Origin of the sequence: Rhizobium sp. 1399 (assembly GCF_031455475.1) — a bacterium.
Lineage (GTDB): Bacteria > Pseudomonadota > Alphaproteobacteria > Rhizobiales > Rhizobiaceae > Rhizobium.
In genome coordinates, this window is the sequence record NZ_JAVDSU010000012.1 from 83705 (window position 1) to 102761 (window position 19057).

At 61.2% G+C, this 19057-nt stretch carries 20 protein-coding genes and 1 pseudogene; 9 read left to right on the forward strand and 12 right to left on the reverse strand.

Annotated elements, in window-relative coordinates; translation table 11 throughout:
• The first annotated feature begins 140 nt into the window (after positions 1-140).
• Positions 141-1001 carry an NmrA family NAD(P)-binding protein gene (locus J2X71_RS29180; RefSeq protein ID WP_310387733.1) on the forward strand — a complete coding sequence of 287 codons (861 nt, stop codon included), beginning with the start codon at positions 141-143 and terminating at the stop codon, positions 999-1001.
• A 129-nt stretch (positions 1002-1130) separates the two neighbouring features.
• Entirely contained in the window at positions 1131-1529 is a 399-nt protein-coding gene (locus J2X71_RS29185; RefSeq protein WP_310387735.1) for a cupin domain-containing protein, read from the forward strand.
• Positions 1530-1586: 57 nt separating this feature from the next.
• Here J2X71_RS29185 and J2X71_RS29190 read toward each other — a convergent pair whose 3' ends face one another.
• From J2X71_RS29190 to J2X71_RS29215, 6 genes are all read right to left on the reverse strand, one after another.
• Positions 1587-2447 (reverse strand): glycerophosphodiester phosphodiesterase family protein, encoded by an 861-nt coding sequence (locus J2X71_RS29190; protein ID WP_310387737.1) that lies wholly within the window; start codon positions 2445-2447, stop codon positions 1587-1589.
• A 16-nt stretch (positions 2448-2463) separates the two neighbouring features.
• Positions 2464-3294 (reverse strand): glycerophosphodiester phosphodiesterase family protein, encoded by an 831-nt coding sequence (locus J2X71_RS29195; protein WP_310387739.1) that lies wholly within the window; start codon positions 3292-3294, stop codon positions 2464-2466.
• 11 nt (positions 3295-3305) lie between these two features.
• Positions 3306-4403, reverse strand: a complete 1098-nt coding sequence (locus J2X71_RS29200) for a sn-glycerol-3-phosphate ABC transporter ATP-binding protein UgpC (protein WP_310387740.1) — start codon at positions 4401-4403, stop codon at positions 3306-3308.
• A gap of 1 nt (position 4404) precedes the next feature.
• Positions 4405-5322 carry an ABC transporter permease subunit gene (locus tag J2X71_RS29205; RefSeq protein ID WP_310387742.1) on the reverse strand — a complete coding sequence of 306 codons (918 nt, stop codon included), beginning with the start codon at positions 5320-5322 and terminating at the stop codon, positions 4405-4407.
• Between the two features lie 9 nt (positions 5323-5331).
• A complete protein-coding gene (locus J2X71_RS29210) occupies positions 5332-6222 on the reverse strand; it encodes a sugar ABC transporter permease (protein ID WP_310387743.1) in 891 nt (296 codons plus the stop codon).
• A 62-nt stretch (positions 6223-6284) separates the two neighbouring features.
• On the reverse strand, positions 6285-7595 hold the full coding sequence (locus J2X71_RS29215; protein ID WP_310387746.1) for an extracellular solute-binding protein: 1311 nt from the start codon (positions 7593-7595) through the stop codon (positions 6285-6287).
• A 190-nt stretch (positions 7596-7785) separates the two neighbouring features.
• On the opposite strand from J2X71_RS29215, the gene J2X71_RS29220 reads away from it, so the two are divergent.
• Positions 7786-8940: an ROK family transcriptional regulator gene (locus tag J2X71_RS29220; RefSeq protein WP_310387748.1), complete on the forward strand. Its 1155-nt coding sequence runs from the start codon at positions 7786-7788 to the stop codon at positions 8938-8940.
• Between the two features lie 21 nt (positions 8941-8961).
• Here J2X71_RS29220 and J2X71_RS29225 read toward each other — a convergent pair whose 3' ends face one another.
• Entirely contained in the window at positions 8962-9351 is a 390-nt protein-coding gene (locus J2X71_RS29225) for a GFA family protein (RefSeq protein ID WP_310387750.1), read from the reverse strand.
• A 260-nt stretch (positions 9352-9611) separates the two neighbouring features.
• Here J2X71_RS29225 and metG point away from each other — a divergent pair.
• Positions 9612-11160: pseudogene (gene metG / locus J2X71_RS29230) on the forward strand (methionine--tRNA ligase).
• 68 nt (positions 11161-11228) lie between these two features.
• On the opposite strand, the gene J2X71_RS29235 reads toward metG, so the two are convergent.
• Both J2X71_RS29235 and J2X71_RS29240 read right to left on the reverse strand, forming a co-directional pair.
• Positions 11229-11840, reverse strand: a complete 612-nt coding sequence (locus tag J2X71_RS29235) for a pyridoxamine 5'-phosphate oxidase family protein (RefSeq protein ID WP_310387752.1) — start codon at positions 11838-11840, stop codon at positions 11229-11231.
• Positions 11841-11888: 48 nt separating this feature from the next.
• Positions 11889-12839: an alpha/beta fold hydrolase gene (locus J2X71_RS29240; protein WP_310387754.1), complete on the reverse strand. Its 951-nt coding sequence runs from the start codon at positions 12837-12839 to the stop codon at positions 11889-11891.
• Positions 12840-12884: 45 nt separating this feature from the next.
• Between J2X71_RS29240 and J2X71_RS29245 the strand changes: the two genes are divergently transcribed.
• Together J2X71_RS29245 and J2X71_RS29250 are read left to right on the forward strand one after the other, a co-directional pair.
• Positions 12885-13352, forward strand: a complete 468-nt coding sequence (locus J2X71_RS29245; RefSeq protein ID WP_310387755.1) for a MarR family transcriptional regulator — start codon at positions 12885-12887, stop codon at positions 13350-13352.
• A 49-nt stretch (positions 13353-13401) separates the two neighbouring features.
• Positions 13402-14025 (forward strand): nuclear transport factor 2 family protein, encoded by a 624-nt coding sequence (locus tag J2X71_RS29250; RefSeq protein WP_113321608.1) that lies wholly within the window; start codon positions 13402-13404, stop codon positions 14023-14025.
• A 21-nt stretch (positions 14026-14046) separates the two neighbouring features.
• On the opposite strand, the gene J2X71_RS29255 is transcribed toward J2X71_RS29250, so the two are convergent.
• Together J2X71_RS29255 and J2X71_RS29260 are read right to left on the reverse strand one after the other, a co-directional pair.
• Positions 14047-15234 (reverse strand): low temperature requirement protein A, encoded by a 1188-nt coding sequence (locus tag J2X71_RS29255; protein WP_310387758.1) that lies wholly within the window; start codon positions 15232-15234, stop codon positions 14047-14049.
• Between the two features lie 36 nt (positions 15235-15270).
• The gene (locus tag J2X71_RS29260) at positions 15271-15645 is read right to left on the reverse strand and encodes a gamma-butyrobetaine hydroxylase-like domain-containing protein (protein ID WP_113321606.1); all 375 of its coding nucleotides are present in this window, start codon (positions 15643-15645) and stop codon (positions 15271-15273) included.
• 136 nt (positions 15646-15781) lie between these two features.
• Here J2X71_RS29260 and moaA point away from each other — a divergent pair, with 136 nt between their 5' ends.
• From moaA to J2X71_RS29275, 3 genes are all read left to right on the forward strand, one after another.
• Entirely contained in the window at positions 15782-16828 is a 1047-nt protein-coding gene (gene moaA / locus J2X71_RS29265) for a GTP 3',8-cyclase MoaA (protein ID WP_310387760.1), read from the forward strand.
• Positions 16829-16980: 152 nt separating this feature from the next.
• On the forward strand, positions 16981-17763 hold the full coding sequence (locus tag J2X71_RS29270) for an SDR family oxidoreductase (protein WP_310387762.1): 783 nt from the start codon (positions 16981-16983) through the stop codon (positions 17761-17763).
• A 99-nt stretch (positions 17764-17862) separates the two neighbouring features.
• The gene (locus tag J2X71_RS29275) at positions 17863-18384 is read left to right on the forward strand and encodes a GNAT family N-acetyltransferase (protein WP_310387763.1); all 522 of its coding nucleotides are present in this window, start codon (positions 17863-17865) and stop codon (positions 18382-18384) included.
• A gap of 30 nt (positions 18385-18414) precedes the next feature.
• On the opposite strand, the gene J2X71_RS29280 is transcribed toward J2X71_RS29275, so the two are convergent.
• A complete protein-coding gene (locus J2X71_RS29280) occupies positions 18415-19044 on the reverse strand; it encodes a GNAT family N-acetyltransferase (RefSeq protein WP_310387765.1) in 630 nt (209 codons plus the stop codon).
• Between the last annotated feature and the right edge of the window lie 13 nt (positions 19045-19057).

Here is a 19057-nt window from a genome sequence, read left to right on the forward strand (position 1 = left end):
CCGAGGCGATGCCTCACTCCGGCATTTCTACCAGGATATTCGCACCCGCAGCCGTCTTCGGCCAGAGGTCGAATGGGCCAGCAATGGAACCTCGAACCGGCGTGCGCAGTTATACATGTGAGCGTCTGCGAGATTCACACATGTATGTCATCCTTGGCGCATCCGGACACATAGGCTCAGTCGTCATCGACGCCTTGCAGGCGTCGGGCGAGAAGGTCATCGCCGTCGTTCACAGCGCGAAAAAAGCTGCCGCCATAAAGCATGACGGCGTTCAACCCGTCATTGCCGATGTGGCTGACACCGGGCACATTCGTTCCATCTTGCAAAAGGGGCGCCGCGCCTTTCTGCTGAACCCGCCGGCCGATATCAAAGGCGACACGAACGCCGAGGAACTGAAGACCGCCAGGAGCATTGCCGCGGCACTGGAGGGATCCGGGCTCGAGAAGCTGGTCGTGGCCTCGACCTACGGAGCACTTGATGGCGCCGGCATCGGCGATCTCTCGGTGCTGTACGAATTCGAACGCCTCGTGAAGGCAAGCGGTATTCCAGCCGCCATCAACCGCGGCGCATATTATTTCACCAATCTCGACATGCTTCTTCAGCCTGCGAAAGAGACCGGACGTCTGCTCACGCCCTTCCCCGAGGACATGAAGATGCCGATGGTTTCGCCAAGGGATCTCGGAGAAGCCGCTGCCGCACGCCTCAAGAGCCCGATCGACGACGTCGGGATAGACCATGTCGAAGGTCCGGAGCGCTATTCCTTCGCCGACGTCGCCAAGGCGTTTTCATCGCTTCTCGGCCGCCCGGTCACGACCGAGACGATCCCCCGCGAAAAATTCGAGGAATATTATCTCGGACTTGGCTTCTCTTGGGCGGCCGCCCGTTGCTACGCGAAGATGACCGAAGTCACAATCGACACCGGCTTTGAAATGCCCGCCCGTCGCCATTGGGGCAGGATAGCGCTCGATGAGCATCTTGAAGCAGTGCAGGCAAGGCCTTGACGGAGCGCCCCGCAGATACACGGCGATACAAAAAGCCCCCTCTGCTGAAACATTTCCAATTCATCCCTCTGTTCAGATAGCCCCGTCGCCCGATTGCGGGTTTCAACCATCTGACGGAAGGATAGACAGATGAGAACCATCATGATCATGGCAGCAGGCGCTCTCGTCATCGCCGGCGCAATGCAGTTGACCAAGGCCAATGCGGAAGAGCCGATCCAGCGCACAGATCTCGTAAAAAACGACATCGATTTACCCGGCCACGAGGCCGTCCAGGTGCGTGTCGATATCGCCCCCGGCGCATTTGCGCCCAGTCATCGCCATCCCGGCGAGGAAATTGCCTATGTCCTCCAGGGCTCGCTGGAGTACCAGCTTGAAGGCAGAAAGCCCGTCACGCTGAACGCGGGTCAATCCCTCTTCATTCCCTCGGGCGTAGCCCATTCGGCGCGAAATGTCGGAGATGGCAAGGCCTCGGAACTGGCAACCTACATTGTCACGAAGGGCTCGCCGCTTGTGGTGCCGGCGAAGTGACCCCCGGCAGATGCGGGCCACCACGTCTCGGCGGGTGGCCGGCAGATTGGCAGAGGCTCAACCCGCGATGCGGGTTCCCGCTGGATTCAGCGCCGCTTTCCGCGCCTCGATATAGGCCCGCAGAGCGGCCGGCTCATCGGTCTGGATGGTGCTGACGCCGGCATCCATCAGGCGGCCCCAGATTGCGTTGGGCTCGACGAGTGCGCTCGTGTCGATCCATTCGCCGCTCGCGGCCATATCCAGCGTGTTGAACCAGATTGCCATATTGGCATCCCTGAAGAGCTGCTGGTTATCTGCAATCGTGTTGAGGTGGTCGAAGCGCAGCTCGCACATGAAGGGCCGGATTTCCGAGAGCAGCGAAAGCGTCTCATGGATACCGCCGGCGGTGAAATGCGCCATCGCCATGAAGGGCACGCCCTCGATAGTCTGGGCGCGTACCCATGCGAGATCTTCGCGGGTCGTGACGGTCGTCTTCAGGTCGACGGAGGACGCCACGCCCATCTCGCGGGCGCAGGCTGCGACTTCCGAAAACAGACCGCGATCCTTCAGGTCGAGATCGGCAAAGATGCGCCCGCGAATGGTCTCGAAGACCTGCTTCAACGTCGGAATGCGCTGGTCGGTGGTGGCGCGGCCCTCGCCGCCATTGTCTTCGCGCAGCGCGATCGCCTGCAGTTCCGCGATGGTGAAGGTCTCGGCGTCGCGGTCGATGCCGGCCATGCGCAGGAGCGTATCGTCATGCATCAGGAAAAGCTCGCCATCGGCGCTCTTGCGCACGTCGATCTCGACGATATCGGCGCCGACGGCGATGGCCTTTTCGATGGAGGCCAGGCTGTTCTCCGGCGCGCCATGCCAGGCGCCGCGATGGGCGACGATGGCGCAGCTGCGGTTCGGGTCGGCGATGAAGTCTTTGTAGCTCATGGTCTTTCCTTATGTGTCAGCCGCGGCGGCTGGCGAGATATGATTTCAGTGCGACCGGTTCATCGGTCTGGATCAGGGAGATGCCGGCTTCGATGAGCCGGCCCCAGATGGCATCGGGATTCTGCATGGCAGCCGTATCGGTGAAGCCGGCAAAGGCGACGGAATCGAGCGTGTTCGCCCAGAGAGCCATGCCCGCATGACGGGCGCGGGGGTGGAGAGCGGCGATATCATCGATGTGGTCGAAGCAGACTTCACAGACATCAGGCGCAAGCTGGAACAGGAGACCCAGATCGGCTTCAGGATGCGCAGCGCCGATCCGTGACTTCGCGATGAACAGCACGCCGTGCGGGCTGACCTTCTCGCGTACCCAGGCAAGATCGTCGGTCGAGCGGAGGTTGCCCCAGAAATCCACTTGGCCCGCCACATCAAGGTCGCGGGCGCAGGCGATCACCTGAGGAATGATGGCCCGGTCCTTCACGTCGAGATGAACGAAAATGCGATCCCGTGTCAGGTCGAAGAGTTGCTGCAGGCTCGGCAGTCTTTCGGCCGTCATCTCATTGCTCTCGCCGCCGTCGCGGTTTCTGAGCGTGAGGCTGGCGAGCCGCGCCGAACTCAGAGCCTCCGGCGCCTCGTCAATGCCGGCCATGCGTTGCAGCGTCTTGTCATGCAGCAGGAAGAGGCCGCCATCCGCACTGCGGCGCACGTCGATCTCGACGACATCGCAGCCAGCGTGGATCGCAGCCTCGATGGCAACGAGGCTGTTTTCGGGCGCATCGCGCCATATGCCGCGATGCGCCACGACTGCGCAGGTCCTGCCCGAGTCCCGCACATAGTCAGTGTAATTCATGGAGAGGTCTTTCAATGGTCGGCGAATGCGTCCGCAATGGCGCGACCTGTCTCGCCGTCAAACAGGTGCAACCGGGATCGTGGGAAGGAGAAGGAAAGCTCTGTGGCGGGATCGATATCGGCGCCGAAGGGTGTGGCGACACGGATGGAAGTGCCGGCGAGATCGGCGGCAAGCACCGCATGCGAGCCGAGATCTTCGAAATGCCGCAGCCGTCCTTTGATCACGCCATCCGCTGCGACAGCGATATCTTCGGGGCGGATGCCAAGTTGGAAATTACCGGCCTCGTGGTATCCGCCAACCGCCTGCCCGTCCGCCAGACGCAGCACGGAGCCGTCGCCCGTCACCGGCAGGATATTCATGGGCGGTGCGCCGATGAATTTTGCGACGAAGACCGAGGCCGGGCGATGATAGATCGCCTTTGGCGTATCGAACTGCTCGACGCTGCCCTTGTTGAGGATCAGGATCCTGTCGGCAAGTGTCATGGCCTCGACCTGATCATGGGTAACGAAGACGGTCGTGGCACCGATGCGCCGGTGCAGATCGGCAAGCTCGACGCGCATGTCGTGGCGCAGCTGCGCATCGAGGTTGGAGAGCGGCTCGTCGAAGAGAAGCACGCCGGGTTCACGTACGATCGCCCGGCCGATCGCCACGCGCTGGCGCTGCCCGCCGGAGAGCTGCCCCGGCTTGCGGTCGAGATAGGCGGCAAGCCCGAGCATTTCGGCGACAGCGCCGACCCGCTCCTGACGCTCGGCTTTCGGCAAGCCGGCGACCCTCAGACTATAGGCCATGTTCTGAAACACGGTCATATGCGGATAGAGCGCATAATTCTGGAAGACCATGGCGCAGCCGCGCTGCTTCGGCTCCAGGCCCTGTACCTCGCGATTGCCGAACAGGATCTTGCCGCCGCTGACGGCTTCGAGCCCTGCAATCATCTGCAACAGCGTGGATTTCCCGCAGCCGGAGGGACCGAGCACGACGGTGAATTCGCCCGCGCGCAACTCGACATCGAGCGGCGGAATGACGACAGCCTTCGTGTCATAGGCTTTGGTAACGCCTGCAAGCGTAATGTTGGTGGCCGCGGTGCGGATGGCGGTATCGATGGCGTTCACGTCATTTCTCCGAAAGAACAAGGCCTTGCACAAGGTAGCGCTGCAGAAGCGCAATCATCGCAAGGGGTATGACCGAGACGACCACGACACCGGCCATGATCATCGGAAAGTCAGGAATTTCGCCTTCCATATCGGGCGCCAGCCGCGCCAGACCGACGACGGCGGTCGTCATGTCAGGCTTTGAGGCGGCAACGAGCGGCCAGAGATATTGTGTCCAGCCGCTAAGGAAGGTCAGCACGAAGAGCGCTGCAAAGCTGCTGAGCGAGATCGGCAGCAGAATATGGAAGAGAAAGCGGATCGGTCCTGCCCCATCCATGCGCGCCGCCTTGAAGAGATCAGCCGGCAGCGTGCGGAAGAACTGCCGGAACAGGAAAGTGCCGGTTCCATGCGCGACCAGTGGTGCCACGAGGCCGAAATGCGTGTCGAGCACGCTGAGTTCGAGATGAACGGGCGCACCGAACAAGCTTTGGATCAGCGCATTGGCGCCGGTGATATCAAGCAGCGCATTCAGCGGCGAAAAGATATTGGCTGCCACCTGATAGGTGGTGATGACGCGGATATCGATCGGCAGCATGATCGTCGCGAGGATCACCGCGAAGGCGATACCTGCCCAGCGGATGCGGAAATAGACGAGCGCATAGGCAGCGAGAAAGGAAAGCGCGCAGGTGAAGAAGGCATCGTACAAGGCCACCAGCATGCTGTTCAGCATCTGGATCGGGATGCGGGTCTCGGTGAAGACGCGCGTGACATTGGCGATGAACTGGTCGCCCGGATACCAGGCAAGCCTGTTGCGCAGCAGGAACTCGTAAGGTTGTGAGGCATTGGCGAGCGTCAGATAGAGCGGCCCGAGAATGAAGATGATACCGACAGCCAGGATGGCGCTGGCGGCGAAATTGAGCGAGCGAGCGTTTTCGATCATGGCTGGCCCTTACCGTTCGTAATTGATGCTGCGGCCGAGAAGCAGGAACTGCGCGGCGGTGAGGATGACGACGAAGACCATCAGGATGGCCGTCTGGGTGGAGGCGCCCGAGAGATCGTAACCGCTGAAGCCGTCGGTATAGATCTTGTAGACGAGCAGATTGGTGGAGCCGCCCGGTCCGCCCTTGGTAATCGTGTCGATCAGCGCGAAGGCCGAGGTGACGCTCTCTGTGAATTCCAGCACCAGCGTCAGAAAGAGCTGCGGCATGATCAGCGGCAGCTGCACATCGAAGATGCGCCGCCATGGCCCAGCGCCATCCATGGCAGCCGCCTGAAACATGGTGCGCGGAATGGATTGCAGCCCGGCGAGCAGGATGACGAAATTAAAGGGAATGCCGCCCCACACGTGGGCGACGATCAGCGTGATGAAGGCATCCGTGCCATTGAGGCCCGGCGCCCAGGCGCCCGGAAAGAAATGGTTGATCGGCGCCAGAATGCCGACGAAGGGATTGAAGATGAAGGCGAAGACGACGCCGATCGAGGCGCCCGCCACACCCTTCGGCCAGACCAGCACGTTGCGGGCCGTCAGCGACAGGCGGATTTTCCGGTCGGCCGCCACCGCCAGGATCAGCGGCAGAGCGACCGCGAGCGACGAGGCGACCACCATGAAGACGACGGTGCGCCAGCCGGCATTCCAGAATTCCGGATCGGCAAGCACACGGCGGAAATTATCCCAACCGACGAATTCCGACCCGCCGCCGAACGGCCTTTCCAGAAAGAAGGACCAGTAGAAGGCCTGGATGATCGGCGCATAGAAGAAGACGAGGATCAGCAGCAGCAAGGGTGCGGCCAATAAAAGCGGCAGCCAGCGATGGCTGAAAAGCGAGGATTCCGACGACATCACGCATGTCCATTTCGAGAAAGGCCGGTGCGGCGACGGGGGAGCGCCGCACCGGAGATGGATCAGGGCAGCTTTGCCGTCTTGTAGGTCTGCTCGAAGCGGCGCAGCAGCTCGTCGCCACGCTTCTTGGCACTGTCGAGCGATGCCTGTGCGGTCTGCGTACCGGCAAACGCCTTCTGCGTTTCTTCGATTAGGATCGAGCGGAACTGCACGTAGAAGCCGAGGCGGATGCCGCGGGTGTCGGGGGTGCCGGGCTCGTTCATGGATTCGATGCCGACGCCCGCCGTCGCATATTTGGTGGTGCCGGCATCAGGGCTCTTGGCGATGGCATCGAGCACGTCGTTGGTGACCGGTACGTAGCCGGTCGAAGCCGTCATGAACATCTGCTGTTCGGGCTTGCGCAGGAAATCGAGGAAGGCCTTGGCGCCATCGATCTCGGCCTGGTCATGGCCCTTCATGATGTAGATGGAGGCGCCGCCGACGAAGGTGTTGTGGCGCTCGTAACCCTTGTACATCGGCGTCAGGCTGACGGAGAGTTCATACTTGCCGGCAAAGGCCTTGGACGAGTCCGTGTAGGAGCCGGAGGAATTTTCCATCATGGCGCATTCGCCGGAATTGAAGGCGGCGGTGTAATTGCCGGCCTTGGTATCGCTGGCGATCTTCACCAGGCCTTCCTTGCGCCAGTCGATCAGGTTCTGCAGGTGCTTGGCAAAGAAAGTGGTGTTGAAGACATATTCGGCATCGAGACCGTCATAGCCATTGTGTTTGGAAGCGATCGGCAGGCCGTGACGGGCGGAGAACTGCTCGAACATCGACCACGGCTCGCCATTGGTGACATAGGGGCACTCGTTGCCGGCAGCTTTCAGCTTGCGGGCAGCCTCGATAATGTCCTCCCAGGTCTTCGGCATCTCGGTGACGCCGGCTTTTTCGAGTTCGGTTTTGTTGACGTAGAAGAGCAGCGTCGAGGAATTGTAGGGCTGCGAATAGAGCTTGCCACCTGACGTTTCGTAATAGGAGCGCGCGCCCTTGATGTAATTGTTCCAGTCGACATCGGGCAGCACGTCCTGAACCGGAACGACGGCGTCCGACAGCAGCAGGTCGAGCGTGCCGGCATCGAAGAACTGGATCAGCACCGGATGCTTGTTGGAACGGTAGGCGGCAATCGCCTTCTGCATGGAGACTTCATAGCTTCCCTGCCCGACGCAGGTGACGTGATTGGCCGACTGCGATGAATTGAAGGCGTCGCATTGCGCCAGGATCGCCTTTTCGACGCTCCCCGTATTGCCGTACCAGAATTCGAAATTGGCAGCCTGCGCAGAAGAACACGCAGCCGTCATCAGGGCGGCCGCAGCCACCAGAATGGAAATCTTCATTTTGCCCTCGCCTGAATTTGAGACCCGCCGGATCAGCGTCCGGATCGTGAACGGCCGGATTAATACACTTTGTGTGTAACAAATCGATGACGTGGTCCGACTTGATTGAGGGCGAGAAGCCCTTTATGCAGGCACCTGCGGTTGCCATCTTTGTTACAGTTACACTTTTGTAGTATATTCGAGGTGCGTGATGCCTTATTCTCCAGAACCGTTGATTGCATCCCGATTCCGGCGTCCGGGAGAGGAAATTGTCGTTTCCGCGAATGAACGCAGCCTGCTGAAGCTCATCTGGCGCAATCCCGGCCTGTCACGATCCGAGATCACAAGTCATGCGGATCTGACCCAGCAATCGGTCCATCGCATCATCGACCAGCTCGTCGAGCGCGGCATCGTTTCTCTGGGGTCCCCGAAGCCCGGCCTCGGCCGCGGCCAGCCGAGCCCGATGCTCAGGCTCAACGGCCGCCACGCCTATTCGATCGGCATTTCCGTCAATTCCGACGTGGTCGACATCTGCCTGGTGGACTTGTCAGGCAATGTGCTCGGCGAAAGCGACATCTCGCTGAGGGAGCTGGGCATGAACCAGGCGCTGGATCGCGTGTGCGAACGCATTGCCGAATTGCAGCAGCTGAACGGCCTCGATGACGAGACCTTCTTCGGCATCGGCTTCGGCATTGCCGGCGCTCTGATCTCCGGGACAAAATACAATGCCTCGATGCCGCTGCATGAATGGTCGCTGATCGAGCTTGGGCCGCTTCTGAGCGATCTGTTCAAAAAGCCCGTCTGGCTCCTGAACGGCGGCAGCGCCGGCGCCGTCGCCGAGGCGATGTTCGGCGCCGGCCGCTTCATCAAGCACTTCGCCTATCTCAGCTTCAATTACGGCTTCGGCGGCGGCCTGATCAACGACGGCGAACTCCTGGCCGGCGGCAATGGCAACGCCGGCGAATTCTCGGGCATGTATGACGACGAGGAGATGGTCCGACGCCCTGCCCTGCAGCTGCTCCTGGAGAAGCTCAAGCGCCACAATGTCGACGTGCCGTCGATCCCTTACCTGCGCAGGAATTTCGATCCGAAATGGCCGGGCGTGGCAGAATGGGTCGAGGAGATCACACCCGCCTATAACCGTCTCATCAACGCCATCTGGGCGATCTACGACCCGCAGGCGATCGTCTTCGGCGGCCAGGTGCCGCCGGGACTGGCGCAGATGTTGAGCGAACGCACCGAACTTTTCGGCCGCCCGCGCTACGGCGTCGCCCGCCCACACCCCAAGCTCATCGTGTCAGACATATCGGGCGACGCCGCCGCCATGGGCTCGGCGATCGTTCCCTTCAAATCGACGTTTTACTGATGATGCGGGCGCCTGCCGATTTTACGGTGCGTGTTCGTTTTCGTCGTAAAGCCTGACATCCGGAACCCGTGGCAGCCAGGGTTCGCGGCGGATGGTCCAGACCTCGACCATGGGGTGGATGTCGTTCGGTGCCTGATCTAGGGTGCCGATGAAGACTTCCACAGCGTCATCAAGCACGAAGAACAGCCGCGAGCCGCAGATTGGGCAGAACGACCGTTTGTCGTAGGTACTGATCTCGCCATCCATCTTGAACTTCGAGCGACGCCAGTTCGCCGTTGCCGAAAAGATGGAACCGGTCAGCTTCCGGCATTTGGTGCAGTGGCAGAGCCCGGATTGATACGGCTCGCCTTCGACTTCGTACCTGACTGCGCCGCACGCGCAGCCACCGGTTCTCACGCTTTCCATCGCCATCGCGTCCTCCATGCAATCGCATCACGATACCGCAGGATAGCTGACAACACGGCGAAAGCAGCCCGCTTGCCCAAAGCCGCCCCAGATGTTACCACATCCCGCATGGACAGAACCGCAATCAGCACCTTTGTGATGATGATGCCGCGCTCATAGCGTGGCGGGTTTCGTGCGTCCATAATGCACCAGCGACCGCCCTCGAGGCGGTCTTTTCGTGAGTCGATCCGTCTCGCGGGGCAACTAGCCCTCGAAAGGATCAACCGATGAATAAGACCTATATCACCACCTCGATCCCCTATGTGAACGCCGCCCCGCATGTGGGCTTCGCGCTCGAACTCGTGCAGGCCGATGCCTATGCCCGCCACTTCCGCCTGCTCGGCCGCAATGTGCGCTTTCAGTGCGGCACCGATGACAACAGCCTCAAGAATGTCCGCTCGGCCGAAGCCGCCGGTCTGCCCGTGGCGGATTTCGTCAATGCCAATGCCGACAGGTTCGAGCGGCTCGGCACACGGCTCGATATTTCCAACGACGAGTTCGTGCGTACCTCACGTGACCCGCGGCACGTCACCTGCGTGCACGCTTTGTGGAACGCCTGCGCCGACAATGGCGACCTCTATCGCAAGGCCTATGAAGGCCTTTATTGCGTCGGCTGCGAGCAGTTCTACGAGCCCTCGGACCTCGTTGACGGCCGCTGCCCTGAGCACGGCGTCCCGCTTGAACTCGTCCGGGAAGAGAACTGGTTCTTCCGCCTCTCGCGCTATGGCGACCGCATCCTGCAACTGATCGAGACCGGTGAACTCTCCATCGTTCCGACCCACCGGCGCAACGAGGTGCTGGCGCTGCTGCGTCGAGGCCTTGACGACATCAGCGTCTCGCGCAGCGCCGAGCGGGCGCGCGGTTGGGGCGTTCCCGTGCCTGATAGCGATGAAGTCGTCTATGTCTGGTTCGATGCGCTGGCCAACTACCTGACGGGGCTCGGCTACGGCACCTATGAGGAGCTCTTCAATCGCTATTGGACCGCCAGCGGTGAGCGCATCCACGTCGTCGGCAAGGGTATCTCGAAATTCCATACCATCTACTGGCCGGCCATCCTGCTCTCGGCAGGCCTGCAGCCGCCGCCGTCGATCCTGGTGCATGGCTATGTGACGGTTGACGGCAGAAAGATCGGCAAATCCGCCGGCAATGGCATCGACCCCAACAGCGTCATCGATGCTTATGGCACGCCGGATGCGCTGCGCTACTACCTGCTCCGGCATATTCGCTCGGGCGATGATGGCGACTTCTCGGCTGAGCGTCTGGAAGCCGCCTGGACAGGAGAGCTCGGCGGCCAGCTCGGCAATCTCGCCAACCGGGTGCTGGCGCTTGTCTCATCTGCCTTCGGTGGGGTCGTTCCTCCGCTGCAGGAGAGCGATTTTACACAGGAGGCGGCGCGGCTTCCAGCGAAGGTGGCTGCGGCTTTCGATACCTATGAGCTGCATGTCGGTCTTGCTGATATCTTCGCTTTTGTCGGCGAGGCGAACCGCCGTTTTGCGAAGCGTGCCCCATGGGCGGATGCGAAGGCGCTACTTGGTGACATCACGCCCGAAGAACGGCAGGCGACAGTTGATCGTCTTGGTGGTTGCCTCGCGGAGCAGGTTTATGGGTTGGCAGTCGTTGCGCGCTGCCTCCTGCCGTTTCTGCCGTGCTCGGCGGAGGCACTGCATTCAAGGCTTGGGATTGGAGGTGCCTGATGTCTATGGGACGCCGCTTGTCGTCGATGGGGTCAGGACGGCGCCGGACGCTGTGCTCTTTCCGAGGAGAGTGGCGGCTTAGAGGCTGCCCAATTTGGTGCTATCGCTTGGCCGGTTCGGACCCTCTAAAAACCCCGCCTTACCCTCACCTCACCACATCGTCTTGGCAGCCCGCACCGGCCATTCCCGATCATAAGTCTCATGATCGAAATCCCCCACCGCATCCTTCAGCATCTGCCCAGGCGTCGGTAGATTCGCGGGGTCGACGAAGTGCTCCGCATTCCACAGCTCGGCGCGCATCACTGCACGCGCGCATTGGAAATAGACCTCGACGATGCTGACGACGATGACCGTGCGCGGATGTTTGCCATCCATCTCGAAACTCGAAAGCAGCGCCTCGTCGTTGGAGACCACGCCGCGGCCGTTGATGCGCATCACCGTATTCGAGCCGGGAATGAGGAACATCAGCGACAGGCGCGGGTCGCGCACGATGTTGGAAAGCGAATCGACGCGGTTGTTGCCGCGCCAGTCGGGAAGATGCAGCACGGTGTCGTCGACGATGCGCACCACGCCGCCGAGATCGCCGCGCGGCGAACAGTCGAGCCCTTCCGGGCCGACGGTCGCAAGCGCCACGAAGGGCGAAATCTCGATCATTCCGCGATAGAGCGGTGTCAGCCGTTTCGTCACCTTGTCGACGGATGCCTGCGACAGGCCCGCGCCATAGATCTCGTTGAGCTCTTCGATACTGCTGATGATCTTCATTGCTGCCCAGTCCTATTGCCGACCGCCTGACCTGCGGCCGGCCGGACGCTACACCGATGCGCGGCGCGCCGGAAGCTCAAAAATCGGAATGATCTCAGCAGCTTTCTTGATGTCTTCCTCAGCCAGAAACGCTGCGACCTCGTCAAGAACTGGGGCGGCCGAGATGATGCGCCGGTGGCCAAAACCGTTCGCCCAGGACAGCCGCACCTGCCCGCCTGAGGCCGCATAACGCCGCGCATGGGCGGCACTGACTTCCTTGTCGTCCTCGGCATGGATGACCAGCACGGGCTTGCCGATGCTTGCGGCCGTTTTTCCCGCGTCGAAATCCTCAAGTCTGCGACCGGTGACACGCTGCACGACATCCTCGAGCGCGGCCTGTGCGGCAGGCTTCAGCCGCAGCATCCGGCCGAAATCGGTAAACAGCCACCGCATTTCGCTGGGGGAGCCGATCAGCACCATGCGTTCGGCCGAGACTGGCTTTACATCCGGCAGCATGGAGGAAGCCGACACCATCAGCGCCGCGCCGCCGAAGGAATGGCCGACGACGGCATCGAAGCGGCCGAAACGCGCTTCCGCAGCCGCAATCGCCTTGACCGCCAGCCCCATATGCAGGAAGCGTCCGCCAGCGCGACCGTGGCCGGGAAAATCGAGCGCGATCACTTCCGCGCCGGTATCCGCCAGCATCGTTACCAGATCGGCCATATAGGCCATGCCGGAGCCCCAGCCATGGGTGACGAGGTAACGCTTGCGCCGCCCGAGCGCCCCGCCGTTCAGCCGGTAGGCATGGGCGCGCTTACCCTCGACCGGCAGCAGGAAGCGTTCCGCGCCCGCAAGCCTGGCAACACCTGCCGCATGCGCCGCCTTCGCCTTCTCGCCTTTCGGCTTGACGGATGGCGTTCGGCAGAACAGCCGGAAGGCCGCTTCGCCGGCAAGACGCGGGGAAACGGATTGCATGAGCGAAAATCCGAGGCGGGTGACCTCAAGCGCAAATTTTGCCATGATGGGATTCCGATAATGTTCAACACTGAACAATAAAGTACAACGATGAACAAAAATCAATCCCTTCCCTGGGATCATCCGCGTTTTCGCAGCTGGATCGCGGTGGCTCGCGCCTGCCAGCTCATGCAACAATCCCTGGCGCGCTCGTTATCGGATCTCGATATCAAGCCGCCGCATCTCGATATTCTCGTCAATCTCTACCGCTTCGAAGGCATTTCGCAGCAGGAGCTGGCCCGTAAGCTGCTGGTCGGCCGCTCCAATATGAGCATGCTCCTGCCACAGATGGAAAAGCGCGGCCTGATCCTTCGCCGCGACGACGAGCGCGACAAGCGCGTGCTGCGCCTCTACCTGACGCCGGAGGGGCGAAAGCTGAGCGAGGAAGCCATGGCCATCCAGACCAGCCTCATCGACCGTGTGCTCTCGGACGAGCCGATCGAGCAATGCATGGCGACCGCCGACTCGATGGAGCGCATCATCTCCGTGCTGCTGCAGGATCTGCGTGACGAGGATTGAGCCCGGAGCTATCTTCGAGGCTTGCAGCACACAAGCGGGGGTAGTGACGATGCCGGCATGGGATGACAAGCTTGCAATAAACGAGCTTCTTCAGAACTGGGCGATCTGGCGGGATGCCGGTCATTGGGAGCGTTTCCAGACCGTATGGCACGACGACGCCTGGATGATGGCGACTTGGTTCCAAGGGCCTGCAACGGAGTTTATCCGTGTCAGCCGGGATGGCTGGAACAAAGGCGTAAGCATCCTCCATTTTCTCGGCGGCAGTTCGATCGACATCAGAGCGCATCGGGCGATAGCTCAGACCAAGATGACGATCTCCCAGCGGGCATCGGTTCACGGTTGCCCTTGCGACGTGGTTTGCACCGGGCGCTTCTACGACTTCCTCGAAAAGAGAAATGACCGCTGGGCAATCGTCATCCGGCAGCCGATCTATGAGAAAGACAGGATCGATCCTCTTTCGCCCGCCGATATACTCGGGATCGACCGAGAGGTGCTGCAGGCATTTCCGGAAGGATATCGGCATCTCGCCTATATACAGGAGCAGATCGGATATCGTGTAAAGCGCGATATGCCGGGCCTGAAGGGCAAACAGGTGGAAGCTCTATACGAGCGCGGCAATCGCTGGCTGGAAGGGCTTGCCGTTACACCGCAGGAGTTTCTGCGTGATGCATGACCTTTTGCGATGCCGGACTCTCTAATGCAACGCCGGCCCGGCCGGCGCCCGCGTCAGCGACTTGTACTCCCAGGCCGCCACGATAATCAGCACCAGCGCCGCCAGAATGCCCATTACATAGACCTGTATGAACGGCGCAAAGAAGGCGCAGAGGATCAGGATGACGATGCCGGCGAGATGGGAGAGCGGCAGACGGCCGCTGGTGGCGCCCTTGAACCAGAGATTGCCGATCAGGAAGAGGCCGGAGCCGCCGAGCACGGAAGCGGCAATGGCGAGGCTGCCCGTCTCATGTGGATGTTCGAACATGAATTCCACCGCCACGGCGTGCACGATGATGCCTGCGAGAACAGGAATATGCGCATAGGTGAAGGCCTGCCGTGCGATACTGCCAGGCGTATCCGTGTGCTCGATGCGGTGTGCCGCGCGCTCATGGCCGAAGCGGAAATAGAGCCACCACATGGCGACCGTGCCGATGAAACCGATCAGAAAGACCACGCCGGTCATGGCGGAGAATTCCATTTCGGAGAAGGTGCGGCCGGATACGAGGATCGCTTCGCCAAGGCAGATGATGATGAAAAGCGCGCAACGCTCCGCCATATGCGCGCCGGAAACATCCCACTCCGCCGCATTCGATCTGCCGAGGCCAGGCACGACAAAGGAGAGCGCCGGCCCGCAATATTCGATGGCGAGCGCGATGACCCAGCAGATCAGCCGTGCTTCATGCTCCAGCAGCCCGCCAGCGATCCAGAATATGCCGGCGACGACAAAATAGGCGGTAATGCGCACGAAGTTGAGCGTGGCCGAACGGCCTGCAGCCCGCATCGCATAGGCAGTGAAGGCCGAGCGGCCGACCTGCATCAGTACGTAGGCTGAGGCGAAGAGCAGGCCCTTTTCGCCGAATGCTTCGGGAATGGAGGCCGAAAGAATGAGGCCGAGCATCATCATCACGATCAGCAAGGATCGCACCGGCATGCGCTCGGGGTCGAGCCAGTTCGTCGCCCAGGCGGTGAAGATCCACACCCACCAGACGGCGAACATCATCAGTGCGGCTTCGGCGGCGCCAAACAGCGTGTAATGCGCAAAGAGCGCATGCGACAGCTGTGAAATGGAAAAGACGAAAACGAGATCGAAGAAGAGTTCCAGGAATGTGACCCTGCTGCCGGTATGCCCGTGGGCTCGCAGCCAGCTCTTTTTATGCGTTTCCGTCATGTGCCCCCTCGTCGCCCCTTCGCCTGATATTGAAGATTATCTTGGTTTTTCCGCCACGTCGCGGCTCATTCCCTTTTCCTTCAGCTCTTCCTCATAGGCGGAGAAAAGCTCGAAGCCTCGCTCGCCGAGTTCGCGCAGATAGGTCCAGGTATATATGCCGGTATCGTGCATGTCGTCGAAGCCGATGCGCACGGCATAATTGCCTGTCGGGATCATTGAGATGATGGCGACATTGCGCTTGCCCGGCACCGTGACCTTCTGCCCCGGCCCATGCCCCTGAACCTCGGCCGAGGGCGACAGCACGCGCAGAAGCTCGGCCGAGAGATCGAAGCTCTGCCCGTCATTGAAGCTTACCACCAGCCTCTGGCGGTCTTTCGAAACCCGGAGTTCGGTGGGCCAGATATCGCTCATCGTTATGTCCTCTTCTTCTGCGAGGAGTAGGCGCTGATCTTTTTCGGCGCAAGCGTAATTTGCCGTGGCGCCGAAAGCTGTTTCCCTTGACGCCACAATAGCATATGCCCACATTAAGGAGAGTACGGAGATTGACGTGAACACCATAGTCGGAACGATAGGCAATGCCTCGCCGCTGGTAGCGGATGCAGCGCCGATGATCGACCCCTTCGGGCGTGCCGTCACCTATCTACGCGTTTCCGTCACCGACCGCTGCGACTTCCGCTGCACCTATTGCATGGCGGAAAACATGACCTTCCTGCCGAAGAAGGATCTCTTGACGCTGGAAGAGCTCGACCGGCTCTGTTCCGCCTTCATCGCCAAGGGCGTGCGCAAGATTCGCCTGACCGGTGGCGAGCCGCTTGTGCGCAAGAACATCATGTACCTGGTACGCCAGCTTGGCCGCCAGGTCGGCTCCGGTCTCGACGAGTTGACGATCACCACTAACGGCTCGCAGCTCGCCCGCCACGCCGAGGAGCTCTATGACTGCGGCGTGCGCCGCATCAATGTTTCCCTCGATACGCTCGATCCGGAGAAATTCCGAAAGATCACCCGCTGGGGCGATTTCGCCAAGGTCATGGAAGGCATCGACGCCGCCCAGAAGGCCGGGCTGAAGATCAAGCTCAATGCCGTGGCGCTGAAGGATTTCAACGAGGTGGAAATGCCCGACATGCTGCGCTTCGCGCATGGCCGCGACATGGATCTGACCGTCATCGAAACCATGCCGATGGGCGAGATCGAAGAAGATCGCACCGACCAGTACCTGCCGCTCTCAAAACTGCGTGCCGATCTGGAACGGCAATTCACGCTTGCCGATATCGATTACCAGACCGGCGGCCCTGCCCGCTATGTCCGGGTCGCGGAAACCGGCGGCCGCCTCGGCTTCATCACGCCGCTCACCCATAATTTCTGCGAGAGCTGCAACCGCGTGCGCCTCACCTGCACCGGCACGCTCTATATGTGCCTCGGCCAGAACGACGCCGCCGACCTGCGCGCCGCATTGCGCGCCACCGAGGACGACGGCCTGCTCCATGCGGCCATCGACGAGGCCATCACGCGCAAGCCCAAGGGCCACGATTTCATCATCGACCGCACCCACAAGCGCCCGGCCGTTGCCCGGCATATGAGTGTCACCGGGGGCTGAGATGCGGTCCCGCGAAGCGCGAGCAATCGATTGCAGCGTTGAACGCCCTGAGCCATGCATGGCGCCCTCCCTTCAGCCATCGAGCACCTGATCTTGCAGTGAGCCGCAAGGCACGCTCATATGGCATGACTGTGTGAACATGGAATCGCCGAATGCCCACTGACACCAGCCCAAAACGTTATCCCGAAATGCAGGGCAAGATAGCCCTCGTCACCGGCGGATCGGCCGGCATCGGCCTTGCGACTGCGCAGGCTTTCGCCCGTGAGGGGGCCACCGTCATCATCTCCAGCCGCAACGAGAAACGGGCAAAACAGGCGCTTGCCAGCCTGCCGGATGGCAGCGCCAGTTGGGTCGAATGCGACGTGGCCAATGGCAAGTCTGTGGAAAGGCTGATCTCCGGCATCGTCAAGCAATATGGTCGGATCGACTACGCCTTCAACAATGGCGGCAGCGGCGGACGCGGCGCACCGGTTGGAAGCCTCGGCGAGGATGCCTGGCGCAAGACCATCGACGGCTACCTGACCTCGGTCTTCCTCTGCATGCGCTTTCAGATCCCGGCCATGCAGAAGAACGGCGGCGGTGTCATCATCAACAACTCCTCCGTTGACGGCCTGCGCGGCTATCCCTTTCCGGGCGGTGCGGCCTATGCGGCCGCAAAACACGGCGTCATCGGGCTGACGAAGAGTGCCGCACTCGAATATGCCCGCGAGGGTATCCGCATTACCGCGATCTGCCCCGGCTGGGTCGGCACCCCGCCCGTCGAATCCTCTATGAAAAAGAGCGCCGATATTGCGGCCGCCATCATCGCCCAGACGCCAATCGGCCGCATCGCCACACCGCAGGAGATTGCAGAAGGCGTGCTGTGGCTCTGCTCCGATGCCTCGTCCTTCATGCTTGGAAGTCCGCTGGTGCTGGATGGCGGCTACATGAGTTGAGAGACTATGTTTCGCCGCACGAGAGGAAGAGGCTATCTGGCGGGACATCGTTATCGCTATTCCCTGTCCCGCGCCTTTCCTTTGCCAAGCGGAGCATGAATGACTGACGGCAATGATATTCCAATGAATGAGACGCGCCGCACCGACAGGCTGCTGCTGCGCCCGCCGACGATGGAGGATCTTCATTTTCTGACGGAGCTGTTCGCAAAGCCTGAACTGGTCGCGCACCGGCCCGTGCCTCTGCCGGACAGCCCCGAAGAAAGCGCCGCGCGGCTGGCGAGGGACATGGCGCATTGGGAACAACACAGCTTCGGCCGCTTTGCAGTCATCGCCAATGGTGAGCTGATCGGCTTTGGCGGGGTCACCGTGTCGAACGAGTTCGAGGGTCTCAACCTCTCCTATCATCTCGATCCCGGAAGCTGGGGGCACGGTTACGCAACCGAACTCGTTCGCGGCATACTGGCCTTTGCCTTCGAAGAGCTGGGTGCCCGCCGCATCATCGGGCTGGTGCGCCCGGCCAATTCCGCATCTCGCCGCGTTCTTGAGAAATGCGGCTTCGGCTTCGAAGGCCAGGTCATGCTCCACGGCGCGCCGACGAACCTTTACAGCCTTCTATCCTGAACTTTCGAAGAGCCCCTGCCTGGCATTGCCTTACTCGAGGATGGGCACATGCGGCGCCGCCGACCGCGGCAAGACTCCGGTCAGCCGCGGATCATCCGTGACCTCGACCATGAAAGCATAGGGCCTGAAGCCGGACCGCTGATAAAACGGGAGCGCGTTCGGGTGGTCGAAATGGCAGGTGTGGACCCAGAGCCGCTCGATCGGATGCGCCCACGCGATGGACAAAGCATGATTCATGAGATAGCGCCCCGCCCCTGTTCCGATGGCGCTTTTTCCGACCCCGAAGAAGACCAGTTCACATTGGCCGGGCTGCCGGAAATCAAGCTCCAGCATTCCGGCTTGCTGCCCATCGGAGAGCAGCGCGTAGATTTCCACCAAGGGGTCGCCGATGATGGCTTTCAGCGCCTCATCGGCCATGACAAGCCGGGAAACCCACAGCCAGTCCTCACCGATCGCCCGGAAGAGCTGCCGATAAATCTGTGGATCGGGCGACAGCATCCTCTCCAGGGAAAGCCCTGCAGTGTTGCCGGTCTCCCTCCGCAGCGGCTTCTCGGTCATTTCCAGACAGGTGACGGCGTTTGCAAGCTTGCCCCTGGGAACCGGAGAATATCCCATGGGCAGTTCGGGGTTCGAGTGGTCCGATTTTTCCGCGGTACTCATGTCTCGTCTATCC

Excerpts from the sequence above, each read along its gene's own strand:
- J2X71_RS29180 (WP_310387733.1), top strand. The coding sequence starts at position 141 with ATGTATGTCATCCTTGGCGCATCCGGACACATAGGCTCAGTCGTCATC.
- J2X71_RS29185 (WP_310387735.1), top strand. The coding sequence starts at position 1,131 with ATGAGAACCATCATGATCATGGCAGCAGGCGCTCTCGTCATCGCCGGC.
- J2X71_RS29190 (WP_310387737.1), bottom strand. The coding sequence starts at position 2,447 with ATGAGCTACAAAGACTTCATCGCCGACCCGAACCGCAGCTGCGCCATC.
- J2X71_RS29195 (WP_310387739.1), bottom strand. The coding sequence starts at position 3,294 with ATGAATTACACTGACTATGTGCGGGACTCGGGCAGGACCTGCGCAGTC.
- J2X71_RS29205 (WP_310387742.1), bottom strand. The coding sequence starts at position 5,322 with ATGATCGAAAACGCTCGCTCGCTCAATTTCGCCGCCAGCGCCATCCTG.
- J2X71_RS29210 (WP_310387743.1), bottom strand. The coding sequence starts at position 6,222 with ATGTCGTCGGAATCCTCGCTTTTCAGCCATCGCTGGCTGCCGCTTTTA.
- J2X71_RS29215 (WP_310387746.1), bottom strand. The coding sequence starts at position 7,595 with ATGAAGATTTCCATTCTGGTGGCTGCGGCCGCCCTGATGACGGCTGCG.
- J2X71_RS29220 (WP_310387748.1), top strand. The coding sequence starts at position 7,786 with ATGCCTTATTCTCCAGAACCGTTGATTGCATCCCGATTCCGGCGTCCG.
- J2X71_RS29225 (WP_310387750.1), bottom strand. The coding sequence starts at position 9,351 with ATGGCGATGGAAAGCGTGAGAACCGGTGGCTGCGCGTGCGGCGCAGTC.
- J2X71_RS29235 (WP_310387752.1), bottom strand. The coding sequence starts at position 11,840 with ATGAAGATCATCAGCAGTATCGAAGAGCTCAACGAGATCTATGGCGCG.
- J2X71_RS29240 (WP_310387754.1), bottom strand. The coding sequence starts at position 12,839 with ATGGCAAAATTTGCGCTTGAGGTCACCCGCCTCGGATTTTCGCTCATG.
- J2X71_RS29245 (WP_310387755.1), top strand. The coding sequence starts at position 12,885 with ATGAACAAAAATCAATCCCTTCCCTGGGATCATCCGCGTTTTCGCAGC.
- J2X71_RS29250 (WP_113321608.1), top strand. The coding sequence starts at position 13,402 with ATGCCGGCATGGGATGACAAGCTTGCAATAAACGAGCTTCTTCAGAAC.
- J2X71_RS29255 (WP_310387758.1), bottom strand. The coding sequence starts at position 15,234 with ATGACGGAAACGCATAAAAAGAGCTGGCTGCGAGCCCACGGGCATACC.
- J2X71_RS29260 (WP_113321606.1), bottom strand. The coding sequence starts at position 15,645 with ATGAGCGATATCTGGCCCACCGAACTCCGGGTTTCGAAAGACCGCCAG.
- J2X71_RS29270 (WP_310387762.1), top strand. The coding sequence starts at position 16,981 with ATGCCCACTGACACCAGCCCAAAACGTTATCCCGAAATGCAGGGCAAG.
- J2X71_RS29275 (WP_310387763.1), top strand. The coding sequence starts at position 17,863 with ATGACTGACGGCAATGATATTCCAATGAATGAGACGCGCCGCACCGAC.
- J2X71_RS29280 (WP_310387765.1), bottom strand. The coding sequence starts at position 19,044 with ATGAGTACCGCGGAAAAATCGGACCACTCGAACCCCGAACTGCCCATG.